The organism is Bradyrhizobium forestalis (assembly GCF_002795245.1).
GTDB lineage: Bacteria > Pseudomonadota > Alphaproteobacteria > Rhizobiales > Xanthobacteraceae > Bradyrhizobium > Bradyrhizobium forestalis.
Window position 1 is genome coordinate 1 of the sequence record NZ_PGVG01000046.1, and the last position, 15,996, is coordinate 15,996.

12 protein-coding genes and 1 pseudogene are annotated in these 15,996 nt (G+C 60.9%); 7 read left to right on the forward strand and 6 right to left on the reverse strand.

The window, feature by feature from the left end; genetic code table 11:
* Positions 1-157 precede the first annotated feature (157 nt).
* Together CVM73_RS33450 and CVM73_RS33455 are read right to left on the reverse strand one after the other, a co-directional pair.
* Complete coding sequence (locus CVM73_RS33450; protein WP_100236033.1) at positions 158-1,717, reverse strand: amidase family protein; 1,560 nt, start codon at positions 1,715-1,717, stop codon at positions 158-160.
* A 117-nt stretch (positions 1,718-1,834) separates the two neighbouring features.
* A complete protein-coding gene (locus CVM73_RS33455) occupies positions 1,835-3,016 on the reverse strand; it encodes an MFS transporter (RefSeq protein WP_167407209.1) in 1,182 nt (393 codons plus the stop codon).
* Between the two features lie 98 nt (positions 3,017-3,114).
* On the opposite strand from CVM73_RS33455, the gene CVM73_RS33460 reads away from it, so the two are divergent.
* From CVM73_RS33460 to CVM73_RS33470, 3 genes are all read left to right on the forward strand, one after another.
* Complete coding sequence (locus tag CVM73_RS33460) at positions 3,115-4,056, forward strand: LysR family transcriptional regulator (protein ID WP_100236035.1); 942 nt, start codon at positions 3,115-3,117, stop codon at positions 4,054-4,056.
* 284 nt (positions 4,057-4,340) lie between these two features.
* Complete coding sequence (locus CVM73_RS33465) at positions 4,341-4,610, forward strand: hypothetical protein (protein WP_100236036.1); 270 nt, start codon at positions 4,341-4,343, stop codon at positions 4,608-4,610.
* 30 nt (positions 4,611-4,640) lie between these two features.
* Positions 4,641-5,024: a 2'-5' RNA ligase family protein gene (locus CVM73_RS33470; protein WP_100236037.1), complete on the forward strand. Its 384-nt coding sequence runs from the start codon at positions 4,641-4,643 to the stop codon at positions 5,022-5,024.
* A 117-nt stretch (positions 5,025-5,141) separates the two neighbouring features.
* Here the strand turns inward: CVM73_RS33470 and CVM73_RS41270 are convergent.
* From CVM73_RS41270 to CVM73_RS33495, 3 genes and pseudogenes are all read right to left on the reverse strand, one after another.
* Positions 5,142-5,409: pseudogene (locus CVM73_RS41270) on the reverse strand (hypothetical protein).
* 62 nt (positions 5,410-5,471) lie between these two features.
* A complete protein-coding gene (gene ku, locus CVM73_RS33480; RefSeq protein ID WP_100236038.1) occupies positions 5,472-6,395 on the reverse strand; it encodes a non-homologous end joining protein Ku in 924 nt (307 codons plus the stop codon).
* 865 nt (positions 6,396-7,260) lie between these two features.
* A complete protein-coding gene (locus CVM73_RS33495; protein ID WP_100236041.1) occupies positions 7,261-8,847 on the reverse strand; it encodes a recombinase family protein in 1,587 nt (528 codons plus the stop codon).
* A gap of 1,565 nt (positions 8,848-10,412) precedes the next feature.
* Between CVM73_RS33495 and CVM73_RS33515 the strand changes: the two genes are divergently transcribed.
* The 4 genes from CVM73_RS33515 to CVM73_RS33530 all read left to right on the forward strand — a co-directional run bounded on the left by CVM73_RS33515 (position 10,413) and on the right by CVM73_RS33530 (position 14,312).
* Positions 10,413-12,002, forward strand: a complete 1,590-nt coding sequence (locus CVM73_RS33515) for a recombinase family protein (RefSeq protein WP_100236045.1) — start codon at positions 10,413-10,415, stop codon at positions 12,000-12,002.
* Complete coding sequence (locus CVM73_RS33520; protein ID WP_100236046.1) at positions 11,980-12,858, forward strand: ParB/RepB/Spo0J family partition protein; 879 nt, start codon at positions 11,980-11,982, stop codon at positions 12,856-12,858. Before CVM73_RS33515 ends, CVM73_RS33520 begins: the two co-directional genes overlap by 23 nt.
* 3 nt (positions 12,859-12,861) lie before the next feature.
* Positions 12,862-13,758 carry a plasmid partitioning protein RepB C-terminal domain-containing protein gene (locus CVM73_RS33525; RefSeq protein WP_100236047.1) on the forward strand — a complete coding sequence of 299 codons (897 nt, stop codon included), beginning with the start codon at positions 12,862-12,864 and terminating at the stop codon, positions 13,756-13,758.
* Between the two features lie 143 nt (positions 13,759-13,901).
* Positions 13,902-14,312: a DUF3085 domain-containing protein gene (locus tag CVM73_RS33530; RefSeq protein ID WP_158237638.1), complete on the forward strand. Its 411-nt coding sequence runs from the start codon at positions 13,902-13,904 to the stop codon at positions 14,310-14,312.
* A 325-nt stretch (positions 14,313-14,637) separates the two neighbouring features.
* Here the strand turns inward: CVM73_RS33530 and CVM73_RS33535 are convergent, their stop codons facing one another.
* The gene (locus CVM73_RS33535) at positions 14,638-15,957 is read right to left on the reverse strand and encodes a toll/interleukin-1 receptor domain-containing protein (protein WP_100236049.1); all 1,320 of its coding nucleotides are present in this window, start codon (positions 15,955-15,957) and stop codon (positions 14,638-14,640) included.
* Between the last annotated feature and the right edge of the window lie 39 nt (positions 15,958-15,996).

Genomic DNA, 15,996 nt, shown 5'->3' on the forward strand with positions numbered 1-15,996 from the left:
GCCTCGGAGGATGGACCGGCTACGCCTCGGAGCGGCCACCAGGTCCCATCACTATGCGCAGAGGGTGGCACCGCTTCAAGCAAATGTCAGCCGGTTGGAGGCTCCGAGATATGTGCACGCCTTAGCCCACAAGGGGAGAGGGTGAAAGTACCCGCCACTACCCCATTCTTTCCCACAGTCGATGAGCGAGCACGCCGGCGCGCTTCTCGATCGCGGCCGCGGCATCGAGTGCGAGATCCTCGCGATAGCGCCCGGCAATCAGCTGCACACCGATCGGCTTGCCGTCATCCAGCGCCACCGGCACCACCGCGCCGGGCAGCCCCAGCACGTTGACGGCGGAGATGAAGCGGATCTCGCCCCAGAAGATCTCGCGCACGCGCTCCGCGCTGACGGTGTCCTCGCGCGGGCCCGGCGTCGGCTTCACCGTGGTCGGCGCCAGCACCACCGGATACTCCTCGAAGAACAATTGCCAGGCGCGGATATGACCGCTACGCGCGGCGGTCGCCTGCATCCAGGCCTTGAGATCGAGCACATTGGCCTTGGCCTTCATGCCGCCCCAGGCCTTGTGAAAATCTTCGGACGTGACCTTCAGCATCGAGGCTTCCTGCATCACCACGGTCTCGTTGGTGATGATGTCGCACCAGGTCTGCCAGACGCCGTTGATGTCGGGCACGTCGACCTCGCTGACGCGATAGCCGGAACGTTCGAGATGATCGGCGGCCCGGCGCAGCGCCGCGGCGACAAACGGGTCGACGTCCATGTCCTCCGGGATCTTGGCCAGCGCGACCTTGATCGGCCCTTTCGGCTTTGGCCCAACCAGCGGCGCCGGCACCCACCAGGGATCGCGCGGATCGCGCTGGCTCATCACTTCCAGCGCGAGCCGAACGTCGCCGACGTGGCGCGCGAGCGGCCCCTGCGCCGACATCAGATGCGCCAGCATCGGCCGCTCCGCCGTTGCGCTCCCGTTAAACGCGGGGATGCGGCCCTGGGTCGGCTTGATGGTGGCGATGCCGTTGCAATGCGCCGGCCAGCGCAGCGAGCCGCCGATGTCGTTGCCGTGGGCGATGGTGCCGATGCCCGCCGCGACGGCCGAACCCGCGCCGCCCGAGGAGCCGCCGCAGGTGATATTGGGATCCCAGGGGTTGAGCGTCAGCCCGTGCAGGGGATTGTCGGTGAAGCCGCGGAAGGAGAATTCCGGCGTGTTGGTCAGCCCGATGACGATCGCGCCAGCCTTCTTCAGGTTGCGCACGACCGGCGCATCGGAGGGCGCGACCAGGTCCTTGTTGGCGGGCACGCCGTTGAAGTTCGGCCGGCCTTCGTAGTCGACATTTTCCTTGATGGTCACAGGCACGCCGTGCAGGAGGCCGAGCTCGCCGCCTTTCGCCCGCAGCTTGTCAGCGGCGTGCGCGGCAGCCAGCGCCTCTTCCGAAAGATCGACGACGACGGCGTTCAGTCGCGGATTGACGGCGCGCATCCGATCGAGATGCGCTTCAACGGTTTCGACCGCGGAGATCGCGCCGGAGCGGATCGCGGCCGCGGTGTCGGCCGCCGACCATTGCCAGGCCGGTCCTTTCGGGCGGCGCGCCGCGGCCGACTTACGCGGCGCTGCCTTCTTTGCCGTCTTCGCAACGACGCCCTTGGCACTTGCGCTTTTCTTGCTGGAGGTCTTTGCCGGTTTCTTCGAAGCAGTCTTCTTCTTGGTCGCCTTCTTCGCCACGTCGCATCTCCTGAAATTGCGGCGCGGAGGTTACGGATGGCGACAGGGCGTGTACAGGCGTTTTCTGCATGGCGCGACGGCGCGACGCGGCGAATTGTCCGCGAGCGCGCCCCTGCGCTATTCCGCGGGGCAGACCACGGCGGCTGCCTGCGCGCGGTCAAGCCGCAAGCTCCACAGCGCCAGCACAAGGCCAACTGCCGTGATGCCCGCTGCGACCAGCGGCAGCGTGGAGAGACCGAGCCCGCGGTCGATGGTAACGCCACCGGCCCAAGCGCCGAGCGCGTTGCCGAGATTGAACGCGGCGATGTTGAGGCTGGAGGCGAGCGTGCGACCGCTGGGGCCGGCGGCCTCCAGCACACGAAGCTGGAGCGGGGCGACGGTTGCGAAGGCGGCGATGCCAAGCAGCAGGATCAGCGCGATGGAAAGAATCTTGATCGACAGCACGGCGGCCAGACCAAGCAGCACGATCGCAAGCGCGGCAAGCGTGCCGGTCAGGGCCCTTGCGAGGCCGCGGTCCGCAAGCCTGCCACCGGCGACGTTGCCGATCGCGAGCCCGACGCCGAACACCAGCAGGATCGGCGACACCGCCGCCTCCGAGAAGCCGGTGAAGCGCGTCAGGACCGGCTGGATATAGGTGAATACGACGAACAGGCCGGCAAAGCCGAACACGGTCATGGCAAGGCCGAGCAGCACCTGCGGACGGCCGAGCACGGCCACTTCTTCGGCAAGCGAGATCGGCTTGTCGCCATTGCCGACATGGCCGGGCACGAGCACCGCCACGACCGCAAAGGCAACCATGCCGATGACCGTCACCGCCCAGAACGCGGCACGCCAGCCGAGCATCAGGCCGAACCAGGCGCCGAAGGGCACGCCCAGCAGCGTCGCGACCGTCAGGCCGATGAACATGGTGGCGATCGCAGACGCACGCTTGTCCTCGGCAACGAGGCTGGTGGCCACGACCGAGCCGACACCGAAGAACGTGCCGTGGGCGAGCGAAGTCAGCACGCGTGCGGCCATCAGCAATTCGTAGTTCGGCGCCAGCGCGCAAGCCGCATTGCCCAGCGTGAAGATCGCCATCAGCGCCAGCAGCACTGTTTTCCGCGGCATTTTGCGCGTCGCCAGGGTGAGGACCGGCGCCCCCACGAATACGCCGAGCGCATAGCCGGAGATGAGAAGGCCCGCGACAGGCACGGAGACATGCATGTCGGCGGCGACCTGCAGCAGCAGGCCCATGATGATGAATTCGGTGGTGCCGATGCCGAAGGCACCGGCGGTGAGCGCGAGGACGGCGGGAGGCATGCGAGGCTCCAGTGGATGAGACGAGCCACGCAGATAGCGGCACTGCAGCAAAACCATTAGAATGTCCGCAATCCAATCATTTGTGACGTGAATTCAACATGGCCCGCTTCGACACCAACCGTTCGGCCGAGATGGAGGTCTTCGTCCGCGTCGTCGATCTCGGCGGCTTCACGCAAGCCGCGCGAAAACTGCGCCTGACGCCGTCGGGCGTCAGCAAGCTGATCTCGCGGCTGGAGGCGCGCCTCGGCGCGCGGCTGGTCAATCGCACCACGCGCAAGCTGACGCTGACGGAGGAAGGCCAGGCCTTCTACGAGCGCGCCGTGCGGATCCTTGCCGAGATGGAGGAGGCCGAGCGCGAGGCGGCCTCGGGCGCCGCGCCGCGCGGCCGCCTTACGGTGAATTGCAACATTCCCTTCGGCATGCTGCATGTGATGCCGCTGATTCCGCGCTTCCTGGAGCAGCATCCCGACGTCACGCTCGACCTCGTGCTGACCGACCTGATGCAGGAGCGTGCCGACGTCGCCATTCGCGTCGGTCCGTTGCGGGCATCACGCCTGATCGCGCGAAAGCTCGGCACCAGCCGCATGGTCGTGGTCGGCGCGCCGGATTATATCGCCCGCTGCGGCACGCCGAAGACACCGGCCGATCTCGCCGATCACCGCGGCATCGGCTGGACCTTTCCCCGCAGCATTCGCGGCTGGCCGTTTAGGCGCGGCGACCGCACCGAGGAAGCCGTGCCGCCGCCCGTCGCGCGCGCCAGCGACGGCGAAGCCGCCCGCCGCCTCTGCCTCGGCGGCGTCGGTCTCGCCCGTCTCGCCCTCTTCCACATCGGCCCCGACATCGAATCCGGCCGCCTCGTCCCGGTGCTGCAGAGCTACAATCCCGGCGACCGCGAAGACATCCACGCCGTCTATGTCGGTCACACCGCCCCGCTGCCCGCGCGCGTGCGCGCCTTCATCGATTTCCTCGCCGAGCACGCGCGGGTGAGCGATCCCGCGCTGAAGCGGGCGGGAGATGGGAGGTGGAAATTGGTGGGATGATGGCGGAGGGAGGGAATCTCGAAAGAAAATTGCTCTATCGCTCCCTCTCAGGTTCTCTCCATAGGGGAGAGAGAAGCCGAGCTAACTGCTTCTCAGTTCATGAGAATTCGCTGCGGCTTTTGCTGATGTCGGAACGTGGGCGTGCGGAGCGGCAAGATATTCCGCACAGTCGCTGCGGAACACGTGGACAAACATAGCCCGGTCGATTGCGAATCCCTGCCCCGCGTTAATCGCCCGGAACGATCAACTGGGCGGAAGGATTCGTCCCGGCAGGAGCGATCTCGATGCTGATGCCTAAGGAAAGGCGGCCAGTGATCCGCACGCTGCGCGGATGGGCCGTAAGCATGCTGCAGGAGGCTGGCGCCATCCACGAATGCGAGGTTCATGGCTGGGCAAAGGATCGGGCCGACCCTCACGCCCGTGAACGCGCCCTCGATATCGCCCGTCGGCATCCGCCGGACGGCATTTCTCCCGACGAAGCAGCCGCGGAGGTTCGCGACGTCTTGGATTCGGTGGGCGACACGTGCCCGGAATATCGGGACGATGATTGCTGAGGCCGCACTGATGGCTATATCCAGGTCCGCATGGACCGGACGTTCATTCTGACAGCCGAGTTGGATCCCGCCAGTTTCGCCTGGCTGGACGGTCTCCGTCGTGAACATTTCCCACCGGAGCGCAACCTGCTGCCGGCCCACCTAACGCTTTTTCACCGCCTCTCCACGCCGCAGACGGGCTGCCTGGACGATGTAGCCGTGCCGGCCGCTCCCATACCCATTCGATACGATGACGTTCGCATCCTCGGATTCGGGGTCGCAATCGGGATACGATCCCCCGAACTCGAGCGGCTGCGAGCTGCCTTGCGCAGCGCAATCGGCGGCGAGTTTTCCCGGCAGGAGGGCCAAAGCTGGCGTCCGCACGCGACCATCCAAAACAAAGGTGACTGCTGCCGTTGCGTGGGCGCTTCATGACCAGCTTCAGCCCAAGTTCGAGCCTCGCGCCGGCGCCGTATCCGCGTTGCTCCTCTGGGAGTATCTAGGCGGGCCTTGGCGGCCAGCTGACCGCTGGCCCTTTGGCTGACCGCGGGCTTATCTGTCCGCCCGCCTGACTCCAGCGTACCATTCGGCATAGGGCGTGTTCTTCGCCATGCGCCGGTTGAGGTCGGGTGAACCATCCGTCCACCAGACCGGCCCCCGTTCGCCTAACGCCCTTTTGGCTTCGTCTACGGCGCGATGGGCGGCTGCTTCGGCCTCCTGATCTTTCGACACCTTTCGCGGCCCGTACCGCACGCCTGGCGGACATCAGCCGCTTCATCAGCGCGGAGCGCTCGTTCTCTCCGAGGTGCGGATTGGCCATGCGCCAAAGCCGTCCGCGCGCGACGAAGTAGCGGCCATCGGGCGTCGCCGGATGCTTCACGCTCAGGCCGACTTCCGCCGCGCCCCTGCTGCAGGCTTCTTCGCCGACGCCTCCTTCGCGGGCTTCTTGCCCGCGATAGACATCAGCATTTCCTTCTGTCCTGACGCGTTCTTCGGCTTCTTGGCGGGTTTTGCCTCCTTCGCCGACCCAGCTTCCCGGCCGACGCTCTGTCGCAGCGCCTCCATCAGGTCGACCACGTTCTCGCCCTTGGGCCGTTCCTTCGGCCGGATGACCTTGCCGGCGCGCTTCTGATTGATGAGATCGATCAGGGCGGTTTCGTAATGGTCCTCGAACTTCTCCGGATCGAACCGCCCTGCCTTTTGGTTCACAATGTGCTTGGCGAGATCAAGCATGTCCTTGGTGACCTTCACGTCCTGGATCTCGTCAAAGTATTCCTGCTCGCTGCGGACCTCGTAGGGGTAGCGCAGCAGCGTTCCGACTAGACCCTTGTCCATCGGCTCGAGCGCGATGATGTGCTCGCGGTTCGTCAGCACCACCCGCCCGATCGCGACCTTGTCCATCTCCCGGATGGTCTCGCGGATCACCGCGAACGCGTCGTGCCCGACCTTCCCGTCTGGCCGAATGTAGTAAGGATGGATCAGGTAACGGGGGTCGATGTCGGATCGATCGACGAACTCGTCGATCTCGATGGCGCGCGTGGACTCGAGCGCGATCTCCTCGAGCTCCTCCTTGGTGACCTCGATGAATTGGTCCTTCTCGAGCTGGTAGCCCTTGACGATGTCCTCGTTGGGCACCTCGTCGCCGGTGTCCGCGTCGACCTTCAGGTACTTGATGCGATGGCCGGTCTGCCGGTTCAGCTGGTTGAAGGAGATCTTCTCGCTCTCGGAGGTGGCCGGATAGAGCGCCACCGGGCAGGTCACCAGGGATAGTCGTAGGAAGCCTTTCCAGTTGGCGCGAGGGGCCATTTACGCGGAACTCCGTTAGGTATGTTCCGATTCAAGACGAATGGACAGACCAAGTTCCGACAGCCGGAGAATGAAAATTATTGGGTCCATGACTACCGCTCGCCTGGAGCTCCTGGTGCTCTAGCAAGCGGCCCTTTATCCGTAGAAGGCTGCGACAGTTTTTCTAGGCTAAGGCCCGCGCTTCATCCCGTTTCTGCGCTGCCGCGGAATGCCGAAACAGCCTCGCCTCTTCGAGTGGTGTGCTGGGCGGGCATTTATCGGCTTTTCGATGCTTGGCCACGGCCTATGCGAAACGCTTTGCCTGGCAGATGAATCCCGCGGCGGTGACCCGCTGCAAGAACCCATCAAGCTGAATCACCTTGAGGGTCGGGTCTTGGTTTACGAGTCCAACAACCTGCGGAGCATACCCAAGAGCGAACGCTGGAACTTGGTAGTTAGCAATCCGCCCCACTTCATCGACCAGTATGAAGGCGACATCCGCGCGCACGACCCCGATTGGGCAATCCACCGGGAGTTCTTCAACACTATACATCCCTACTTAGCAGATGATTGGCGTAATCGTTCTGCAGGAGAACAATCGCGGTTCTACAGTCGAGACCTTCCCTGAGTTGATCGATGCGGCGGGTCTTGCAGTCGTGTTCACTCACGGCGACCATAAAGAGCTTACGCACGAGAGCGTTTTCTATTTCATCGGCATCATGAAGAAGGGCGCTAACGTTCCCGCGTGGGCATATTAGCGAACCGACCAGCTTTTTCTCTCGCTCGATCGGTGCTTGCTTGGCAACGAGCTACCCGATGTTCACATCGGGATCTTCGATTCAATATTTTCGGATGATGCACGGAGAGGTCTGCGAGGTATTTGCTACTAGCGTCGCTTCTTTGGCAGGGTTAGGCTGCGCCTTGCCTTATGTGCTTTGAATTTGAGCACCGCCTCGACCGCTTCTTCCAGCGTTGCGAGCTGGTTATTGTTGATATTGCCAGGCGTGCGCTCGCCCGTGAGCAAGAACGCGCCCGTCAACCGCGCGGGTGGCAGTACGACATAGCTCATAACCTCGCGATTGTCCTCGTCCATCCGTGCGACCACGACGAGATCGGCGCGTTGGTCGATGCGACGCCGGAGGCCCCACCGCGGAAATTTCCCGCGGGCAATGCTCGCGCGCGCTACCGCGATCATGACCTTGACCGCGCGATCAATCGTGATGAGGCCAGTCTTCTGATCGAAGGCGAGCGAATGGCCGAACGCAACGAGTTCGTCGACAAACTCCTCCCGAACTTCGACCAGGGTTGCGATGACCGCGCGGCGCCCGTCTTGGTATTTCAGGCTGTCCGGATAATAGCCGATGGCGGCATACGCCTTCCTGAGGCTGCCAAACCTCTTGATATACGCGCCGTTGCCGGGAAGATCGAACGAGGCATCGATGATCGAGGCGCTCAGTTCGCCTTTTTCAACCAGCAGGGCCCTCAATCGGTCCAGCATGTCCCGATCCGACAGCCGCAGCCGCCGCCGACTGGAAATCTTCTGAGCTTTCCAGAATAGCGCCGGCTTCACGATCGGCGCAAAGGACGCTTCGGATCGGATCCAGGCGTCGGGCGAATTAGGTTTGGGTTTCTGGCCCAGCTTCCAGTTGCTGCGGTTGTAGACGTTTCTTCCGATATAATGCTCGTTCTTAAGCAGATAACGGAGCGTCCAGCTCGTCCATCGCCGCCCGAACTGGTTCAGAATGCCGTCCCCGTTCAGCTCTTTAGCGATCGCCGACGGGCACTTTCGTTCTTCGACGAAGGACCGGAAAATCCGCCGGACGACCTCCTGCTCCTCCGGCGGGCCGGGTCGCAGCAGCACCCGATCCTCCTGCAAGGCCTTGCGCTGGCCATTCGCCAAAAAGCCCTTGGATCGGCCGGCCCGGTCGACAAGCTCGCGGCGCAAGCCATAGCCGGCCGGACCTCCCTGGCGAAATCCCAGTGTGACCAGGCGACATTGCGCGGCGAACACCTTCTTCGAGAGATCGAGACTATACTGTCCCGCGCCAATGCGCTTCAGCTGCTTTGCGATGTTCGACACGAAGCTGCCGTCGTTGTCGAACTGTTCGGCACAATACTGCACCGAAACGCCAGCGCTTCTGCAGATGAACTCATAGTGAGCGCTTTCGTCGGCGTCCTGGAAACGGCCCCAACGGCTGACATCGAACACCAGGATGACACTAAAATCTGCCTGAGCAGTCTTCACGTCGTGCAGCAGCTGCTGCAGCGCGCTGCGGCCCTTGAGCGTCAATCCGCTTCTCGCTTTGTCGATGTAGCTTTGCACAATATCGAGATCGTGCTCGATTGCGTAGGACGCGATCGCAAGCGCCTGGTTCGCGGTCGAATATTTCTGCTGCTCGGTGGACATCCGAATGTACTGCGCGGCCCGCACCCGACCATCGCTTGCTTCGGCAACTCCCGGTAGCTTGGCCATGCCTACCCCCCCTTCGCCGATGCCGAGGTTAGGGCAGAGCTCGGACGGGAGTCTGGCAAAGCTCACCGATGGTTGGCGCTCTTTCAACCGATCGAGCAAGGTTCGACTATCTTTTTCGGAAATGTCTCTACGCGGCGCAACTCGGTTCTACAGCCTTCAGGATCAAGGGCGAGCCGTCGTCTGTTCCGCGCGCCGCTGCAAAGCGTTACTTTTGCATCCAGGAATCACCAGAACAATGAAGAAGCGTGCTGGCTCACCCATCCCAGGGCAGCCGAGCCGAGAAGCGAAGCCAGCCCGGCCCAGAACCAGGAACGGCCACGCGCGGCGTTGACAGACCGCAAGTATAGGAATGCACCTAGCAGCGTGCCGTAGTTCTTCCTGAAATCTCCGTTGAGCTTTGCAATCTTCGAGAGCTCGGAATACCTGTCGATTTCGTCGGCCGCTTGCGCTGATCCTCATGATTGAGCCAGCGTCCTATAAACTCCTGTTTTGCCCGACGGAGCAAGGGAAATTCGGCTAATCAAAACCCCTAGCAGAACGGCCCGCGCGACGTACAGCGCTGACCGGGGACTGTCGAGGGCATCGGTGTCGGTAGGTCAGAGGACTGAACAACTACGTTCGTTTGAGCCGGGGTCGCGCTGTTGATGGCCGTGGCCGTCGTGCGCGCACTATCCAACTGAGCGCGACAATTTACGTAAGCGTCGGTCCCCGGCCGAGCGCCATAGCTCTGGCATTTCTGATCGTCTCTGGCATTGCGTTCCGCAATTAGGTCGTCAGTGATGCATCCGCTCAAAGACAGGCCAAGCGCCAAGATCACGAGGACCCGCATTTAGTGTTCCCCCAGCACGATACTGGCTGCATCCAACCGCAACCGCAGGGCGAAATCAACAGGGCGCCTGGATCAAATATGGATAGGTCGCCAGCGTGACGCCGCGGACATCTGTTGTGAGACCATATGATTTTTTGGCGCGGATAGGCTCAGGCGCTTGACCGACTTGAGGTGTCCAGTCTGGGCGGCACCCCCAAACCTAGCGGCTTGCCTCTGGCTCCATTCGCCGGAATCTATTTGGCATGAGCAACAAGTCGCGAGAGGTCCGTCCGTCCCCCTGGTAAGCCCAGACGATTGAACCTACAAATTATCGGTCGCTGGGTTCTATGACTTCCGAGAGCAGGTCAGCCGTATTTCGCAGGCTGTTTCGTACCTCCTCAAGCCTCTGGTTCGATGGAAGGGCAGGCCGCCGCGAGAGCCTTAAGACAAACTCAAAAACCCGATCCGAGTTGCGCATGAGCTGCAACAAGTGCTCGCCGCTCGGACCGTTTGAACCGGAAAGCCAATTCTTAGCAGTTCTTTCATTCGCCCCAGTCCACCGCATCAGGGTCTTCTGGGCTTGATGGCTATTGCCAAGCTCGGATCTCAGAATATCGGCGATCAAGCTCGCGTAACTAGGCGATTGCTTTCCGCCATTTGGAAACTTCTTGCCCGTTTTCGGAAACATGTTTCCTCCCGAGCTGCGTTATGATTTTCAACTCTTCGACCATGCATTCTTGACCCTAGTAGGGCGACGATGTTGCAAGGCACCTCAAACATAGGCGCTGAACTGGAGAGCCCAACTGCCAAATCCGCTGCCGAATACGTTCGGATGTCGACCGACCATCAACAATATTCGACGGCGAACCAGTCACAAGCTATTCGCGAGTACGCTGCGCGTCACGGCTTTCGGATTGAAAAAACCTACGAGGATAGCGGCAAGAGCGGTCTCAATCTTGATGACCGGCAGGCGCTCAAGCAGCTCATCGAGGATGTCCAAAATGGCGCGGCCGAGTTCGCGACCATCCTCGTCTACGACGTCAGTCGCTGGGGGCGCTTCCAAGATGCCGATGAAAGCGCTTATTACGAGTACATTTGCAAGCGGGCGGGTATCTCGGTCCGGTACTGCGCGGAGCAGTTCGAGAATGACGGGAGCCCGGTATCGACCATCGTCAAAGGCGTTAAGCGCGCGATGGCGGGTGAGTACAGCCGAGAACTCTCAGTGAAGGTTTTTGCCGGACAGCGGCGACTGATCGAGCTCGGCTATCGTCAGGGAGGGCCGGCGGGATACGGGCTAAGGCGGCAACTGATTGATCAAAATGGCATCGCCAAAGCCGAGCTGGTTCGCGGCGAACACAAAAGCATCCAAACGGATCGGATCGTGCTCATCCCAGGTCCCGAGCAAGAGATCGAGATTATCCGCTTCATTTACGAGGCCTTTGTCACGCAAGGCAAGAGCGAGCGAGAAATCGCAGACGTTCTCAATGCCAAGGACATTACCACAGATCTCGGTCGGTCCTGGACCAGGGCTACCGTGCACCAAATCCTCATCAACGAGAAGTACATTGGCAACAATATTTGGAACAGATGCTCGTGCAAGCTCAAGGGACGTCGCATCTACAATCCCCCTGAGCGCTGGATACGTCACGATCAGGCCTTTGAGCCCATTGTGGACGAAGACACATTCAGATCAGCGCAAGTCATCATTTCCGAACGCAGCAAGCGCTATTCTGATGAAGAACTTTTGGATGTACTCCGTGGCCTCTTGGAGCAGCACGGCTATCTTTCTGGAATCATTATAGATGAGCTCGAGGTCGGGCCGTCCAGTAGCGCCTATCGTACTCGCTTCGGCAGTTTGATCCGCGCCTATGAACTCATCGGCTTCAGTCCAGACCGGGACTACCGCTACATCGAAATCAATCGCGCGCTGCGCCGGATGTATCCGGATTTTATTGCAGCAACGGTGCGCGGCATCGAAGAGATCGGTGGATCAGTGCGCCAGGACGCCGAGACCGACCTTCTCACTGTCAACGACGAATTTACCGCGTCGCTCTGTCTGGTCCGGTCGCAGGAGACCATGGCCGGCTCTTATCGCTGGAAGATCCGCTTTGATGCGGGTCTGCGGCCAGACATCACCGTGGCGATCCGGATGAACCAGATGAATAGCGCCGTGCTCGACTACTATCTCTTGCCACGCTTTGAGATGGAAGCCGATCAGCTTGCCCTCGCCGAATACAATGGCCTGGCACTCGACGCCTATCGCTTCGACGCCCTCGACATGCTGTTTGAGCTTGCCGCGCGTTCGCAACTGATGGAGGTCAGCTATGGGATCGGCCCAATCCATTGAGATCGTTCCGGTCGGGTCCATCGATGTCGTCAACCCGCGCGCACGCAACCGACGGATTTTTAAGGAGATCGTCACCAGCGTTGCCGAACTCGGGCTGAAGCGGCCGATCACGGTCAAACGGAAGCCTTGCGAAGGCGAACCACGGTACGACCTCGTGTGTGGCCAGGGCCGCCTCGAAGCCTATCAAGCGCTTGGACAGCGAGAAATTCCTGCTGTCGTGGTCGATGCCACCAATGAAGACAGCGCCATTATGAGCTTGGTCGAGAATTGCGCCCGGCGGCAGCACCGCGCCATCGACCTCTTGCATGATATCGAGGGGCTGCGCACGCGCGGCTATGAGTTCGACGACATCGCCCGCAAGACCGGCCTGAGCATCGAATATGTCAAAGGCGTGAGCAGCCTGTTGGAGGGCGGCGAGCACCGGCTGCTCCGCGCCGTTGAGGCTGGACAGATGCCGGTCAGCATCGCCGTTATGATCTCGCAGGCGCAAGACGCCGACATCCAATCCGTGCTGCAGCAGGCCTATGAAGAAAAGCTCTTGAGAGGGCAGCGGCTCCTCGCGGCCAAGAAGCTGATTGAGCAGCGACGACGTCGCGGTAAGGGTTATAAGACCGGGCCACGACGGACCGATGGTGCGCCCATGAGCTCCAATGCGCTGTTACGGGCCTACCGGCAGGATGTTGATCGCAAGCGGGTCCTGATCCGCAAATCCAACAGCACCAAGGCTCGCCTGATTTTCATTCTCGAGGCGCTGCGCAAGCTCTTGGTCGAGCCAGAGTTTCTTGCGATTCTAGAGAACGAAAAGCTCGATACTTTGCCCAAGAACTTAGCGCTACGGCTGCACGGGCAGGGCTAGGCCATGGCGCGCCGACCTCACATTTCGGTTCGGATGGGCTTTGAGGAACGGACTGCGATGGTTAGGCTTGCTGACATCCAGCCCTTAAAGCTCGTATCTGATGAGGTGAAGCGCTCGCCAAAGTATCGCCAGATTGCAGCATCGGTCGGCGAGATCGGCCTGGTTGAGCCGCCCGTCGTGGCACGAAGCCGCGAGAATCACGGTAAATTCCTCCTTCTGGACGGGCATTTGCGGCTGGAGGTGTTGCGAGACCGCGGTCTGTTGGAGGTCGAGTGCCTGGTCTCGACCGAAGATGAGGCATTCACCTACAACAAGCGGGTCAATCGTATCGCGATCATTCAAGAGCACCGCATGATCTTGAAGGCGATCGAGAACGGGGTCTCAGAAGCTAGAATTGCCAAGGCGCTCAATGTCGATGTTGCCAGTATTCGCCGGCGGCGCAAATTGCTGGACGGCATCTGCGCCGAGGCGGTTGATCTGCTCAAAGAAAAGCATCTCACTCTGAATTCGTTCTCCGAGTTGCGCAAGCTCGCGCCGATCCGTCAGATCGAGGCGGCTGAGTTGATGATCGCGATGAACAATTTTTCCAATAGCTACGTGCGCTCCCTGGTGGCGGCGACACCGCGCAATCAGCTTGCCACCGGTTACACGCCGCGCGCGCCGAAGGGGCTGTCGGATGAACAGCTGGCGCTGATGGAGCGCGAGTCGGCATCGCTTGCCCGCGAATTCAAGGTGGCCGAACAGACCTATGGCACCGACCATCTCGATCTGGTGCTGGCGGTCGGCTACCTCTCCAAGCTTTTGCGCAACGGCCGGGTGGTCGGCTATCTCGCCAAGCATTTCCAGGAGCTGCTCTTCGAATTTCAGAGGATCAGCGAGAGCGAGAATGTGGCGGCGTAACCAGGCTGAGCGGCGCCTTATCCCAAGGGACGCGTCGAATAATTCCAACTCATTGGTTCAAGGGAAACGCAGACTGGAGTACGATCTCCCGATCACGAGCTCTGATTTCGCATCTTCGATTAACCGCAATGGAGGCCACCCACATGCGAAGTCTAATCTTCGAGGCCTCGAGTGTTCGTCGCGTGGTCGATCACTCGATTGCTGCAGCAGCCCAACATTCAAGAACGGTTCGTAATCCAGAAACTGGTGAGCTCGAGACCGAGCCGATCTCGCATCCTTCGGTCATACTGGCGCGCGATCATGGCCTCTACCTGATGTCAAATGGGCTACCTCGCGATATTATTCGCGAGGAACTCTCATTCGCAGCATATGCTCGAGGCTGCGATCCATTTCAGGATAGCGACTGGCGCAACAGATCGCGTGACTTGATCGGAGATGACGATCTTAGTCTGGTTTTGCCGTGGGCCTACGATCTCAAGGCGCTGATCGATGCCGGTGCGCGGACCATCGTCTTGACCGTTAACGAAGGTGTCATCGAAATTGCAGCGGGATAGCGCGCGTGCGGGTTCGATCTAGCAGTCTTTGATCCAACTTTACGCATTCGCGTATGCGTTGTTATGGAAAAACTGCCGTTAGTTTGGCATGGATTCAAACGTCACCTCGGGCAGGCAAGCTGCGCCACGAACTTGTATTTCCCACGGGCGCAATCGGTGGACCTGCCATTGTTACCGCCAATTTAACTACCCCCGGCCCTGAGCGGCCTCTTCTAGAAACCGCAATCAGCTTCAGAGTAACGCGTTTCGCCGGCGCGCTTGCCTCAAACTTCCTGGCCCGAACTATCTTGGCTTTGTTCACGATATGCTTGGCAAACTCGATGTCCTAGGTGGCTTTGACGTCTTGGATCACGGATGCGGGCTTTGCCCCAGAACGAAATACATTGACCGCCATATTAGCAAGACTGTCGCGAAGCCTGGCCCAGCTCTGATCGGAGTTGAGCGCCGTGACCTGAAGGTCTTGAAACATGAGTCGAAGACCGTCGCTCCAGATCACCTGATCGCGGGCGACCGGAAGGATTTGCTTACCCAGAAGGTCCGCAAACTTGAGCTCGCGGCGACAATATTTGCTACTCTGGTAGTCCGTGGAGAGGCAGGCGATCAGAAGGGAGCAATTGCTGATTCTCTCTTCGAGCGCTTCGTCCCAGACCGAGCCCGGCTGGATGCCATCATCCCACCAGAAGCTCACGCCGGCTGATGTGAGGAATTGCATGACGACTGTTGCGAAATCCAAGTTCTTATGGGCGTAGCTGACGAAGACATAAGGCTGAGCCAGGGCGGGGGCTGGCGTCCGCACGACGGGAAACGCCGGTGGCCGACGAACAGCCTGAGACTGACCCGACGAGCTTTCGATTGCTGTCTGTGCATAGTCGCGCGGCCGCAAGCCTAGAGCGAAGCTATCGAGATCGTCGGCATCGATCGAAAGGCCGTTGCGAGGGAGCCAGCGCATCGAGATGATGTCGCGGCGAAGGAGGGGGATCGCGTCGGTCACATTTTGGAGGATCGCTTCATCGAGCCATGCTCTGATGACTCCGTTTGTTTGCGGCGTCCCGAATGATTCAGTGGCATGCCATCCTTCCCTGCGCGCGAGCTCCAGGACGTCCCGAAGGCCGGCAGCGAGGCCACGCATGCTGGTACCGCCCTGTAGCACCTCGGCGAGGGCCGGGATTAGAGGGCGAACCCGGTCCGGGTGCGGAGCCGTATGGACGAGCTCGACACGATAACTGAAGGTCGCATCGCGGACACGTGCTTGATCGAACAACCGACGCGCGAACGATGCCATGGGCAAATTGAACGCCAGCGGTTTGCCTGATGGTAGCCGGACATCATGAATCCGTGCTGTCACGTAGAACCACGAGGATCGGTCCTCCCGGGTAGCCGTACCCCACAGCGCTTGGAAGCCGGTCTCGCCCTCAAGGCGAATGATGGCTTTCCGAAAGGCGCCTGCCCCAGGTACTGCATCTGGTGCGAAAGTCACATCTAGATCGCAGGCCATGCCAGCGTCGGGGCTTGTGCACGCCTCAAAAATAACCTTCGATGGATAAGCCTGGCTGACGAGCTCACCGACCCCGGTCAAATTCGGTTGACTTCCGGCGATACGACCTTCGTTCGGCCAAAACGAAATCTCGACTGTCTGTGGCGTCATCTTCTCCCCTAGTGCCAGTGACGGTCAAATAGCCAGAGA

Bases quoted from the DNA above. Each gene is read 5' to 3' on its own strand.
- CVM73_RS33455 (WP_167407209.1), bottom strand. From the start codon at position 3,016: ATGCCTCCCGCCGTCCTCGCGCTCACCGCCGGTGCCTTCGGCATCGGC.
- CVM73_RS33460 (WP_100236035.1), top strand. From the start codon at position 3,115: ATGGCCCGCTTCGACACCAACCGTTCGGCCGAGATGGAGGTCTTCGTC.
- CVM73_RS33465 (WP_100236036.1), top strand. From the start codon at position 4,341: ATGCTGATGCCTAAGGAAAGGCGGCCAGTGATCCGCACGCTGCGCGGA.
- CVM73_RS33470 (WP_100236037.1), top strand. From the start codon at position 4,641: ATGGACCGGACGTTCATTCTGACAGCCGAGTTGGATCCCGCCAGTTTC.
- ku (WP_100236038.1), bottom strand. From the start codon at position 6,395: ATGGCCCCTCGCGCCAACTGGAAAGGCTTCCTACGACTATCCCTGGTG.
- CVM73_RS33495 (WP_100236041.1), bottom strand. From the start codon at position 8,847: ATGGCCAAGCTACCGGGAGTTGCCGAAGCAAGCGATGGTCGGGTGCGG.
- CVM73_RS33515 (WP_100236045.1), top strand. From the start codon at position 10,413: ATGTTGCAAGGCACCTCAAACATAGGCGCTGAACTGGAGAGCCCAACT.
- CVM73_RS33520 (WP_100236046.1), top strand. From the start codon at position 11,980: ATGGGATCGGCCCAATCCATTGAGATCGTTCCGGTCGGGTCCATCGAT.
- CVM73_RS33525 (WP_100236047.1), top strand. From the start codon at position 12,862: ATGGCGCGCCGACCTCACATTTCGGTTCGGATGGGCTTTGAGGAACGG.
- CVM73_RS33530 (WP_158237638.1), top strand. From the start codon at position 13,902: ATGCGAAGTCTAATCTTCGAGGCCTCGAGTGTTCGTCGCGTGGTCGAT.
- CVM73_RS33535 (WP_100236049.1), bottom strand. From the start codon at position 15,957: ATGACGCCACAGACAGTCGAGATTTCGTTTTGGCCGAACGAAGGTCGT.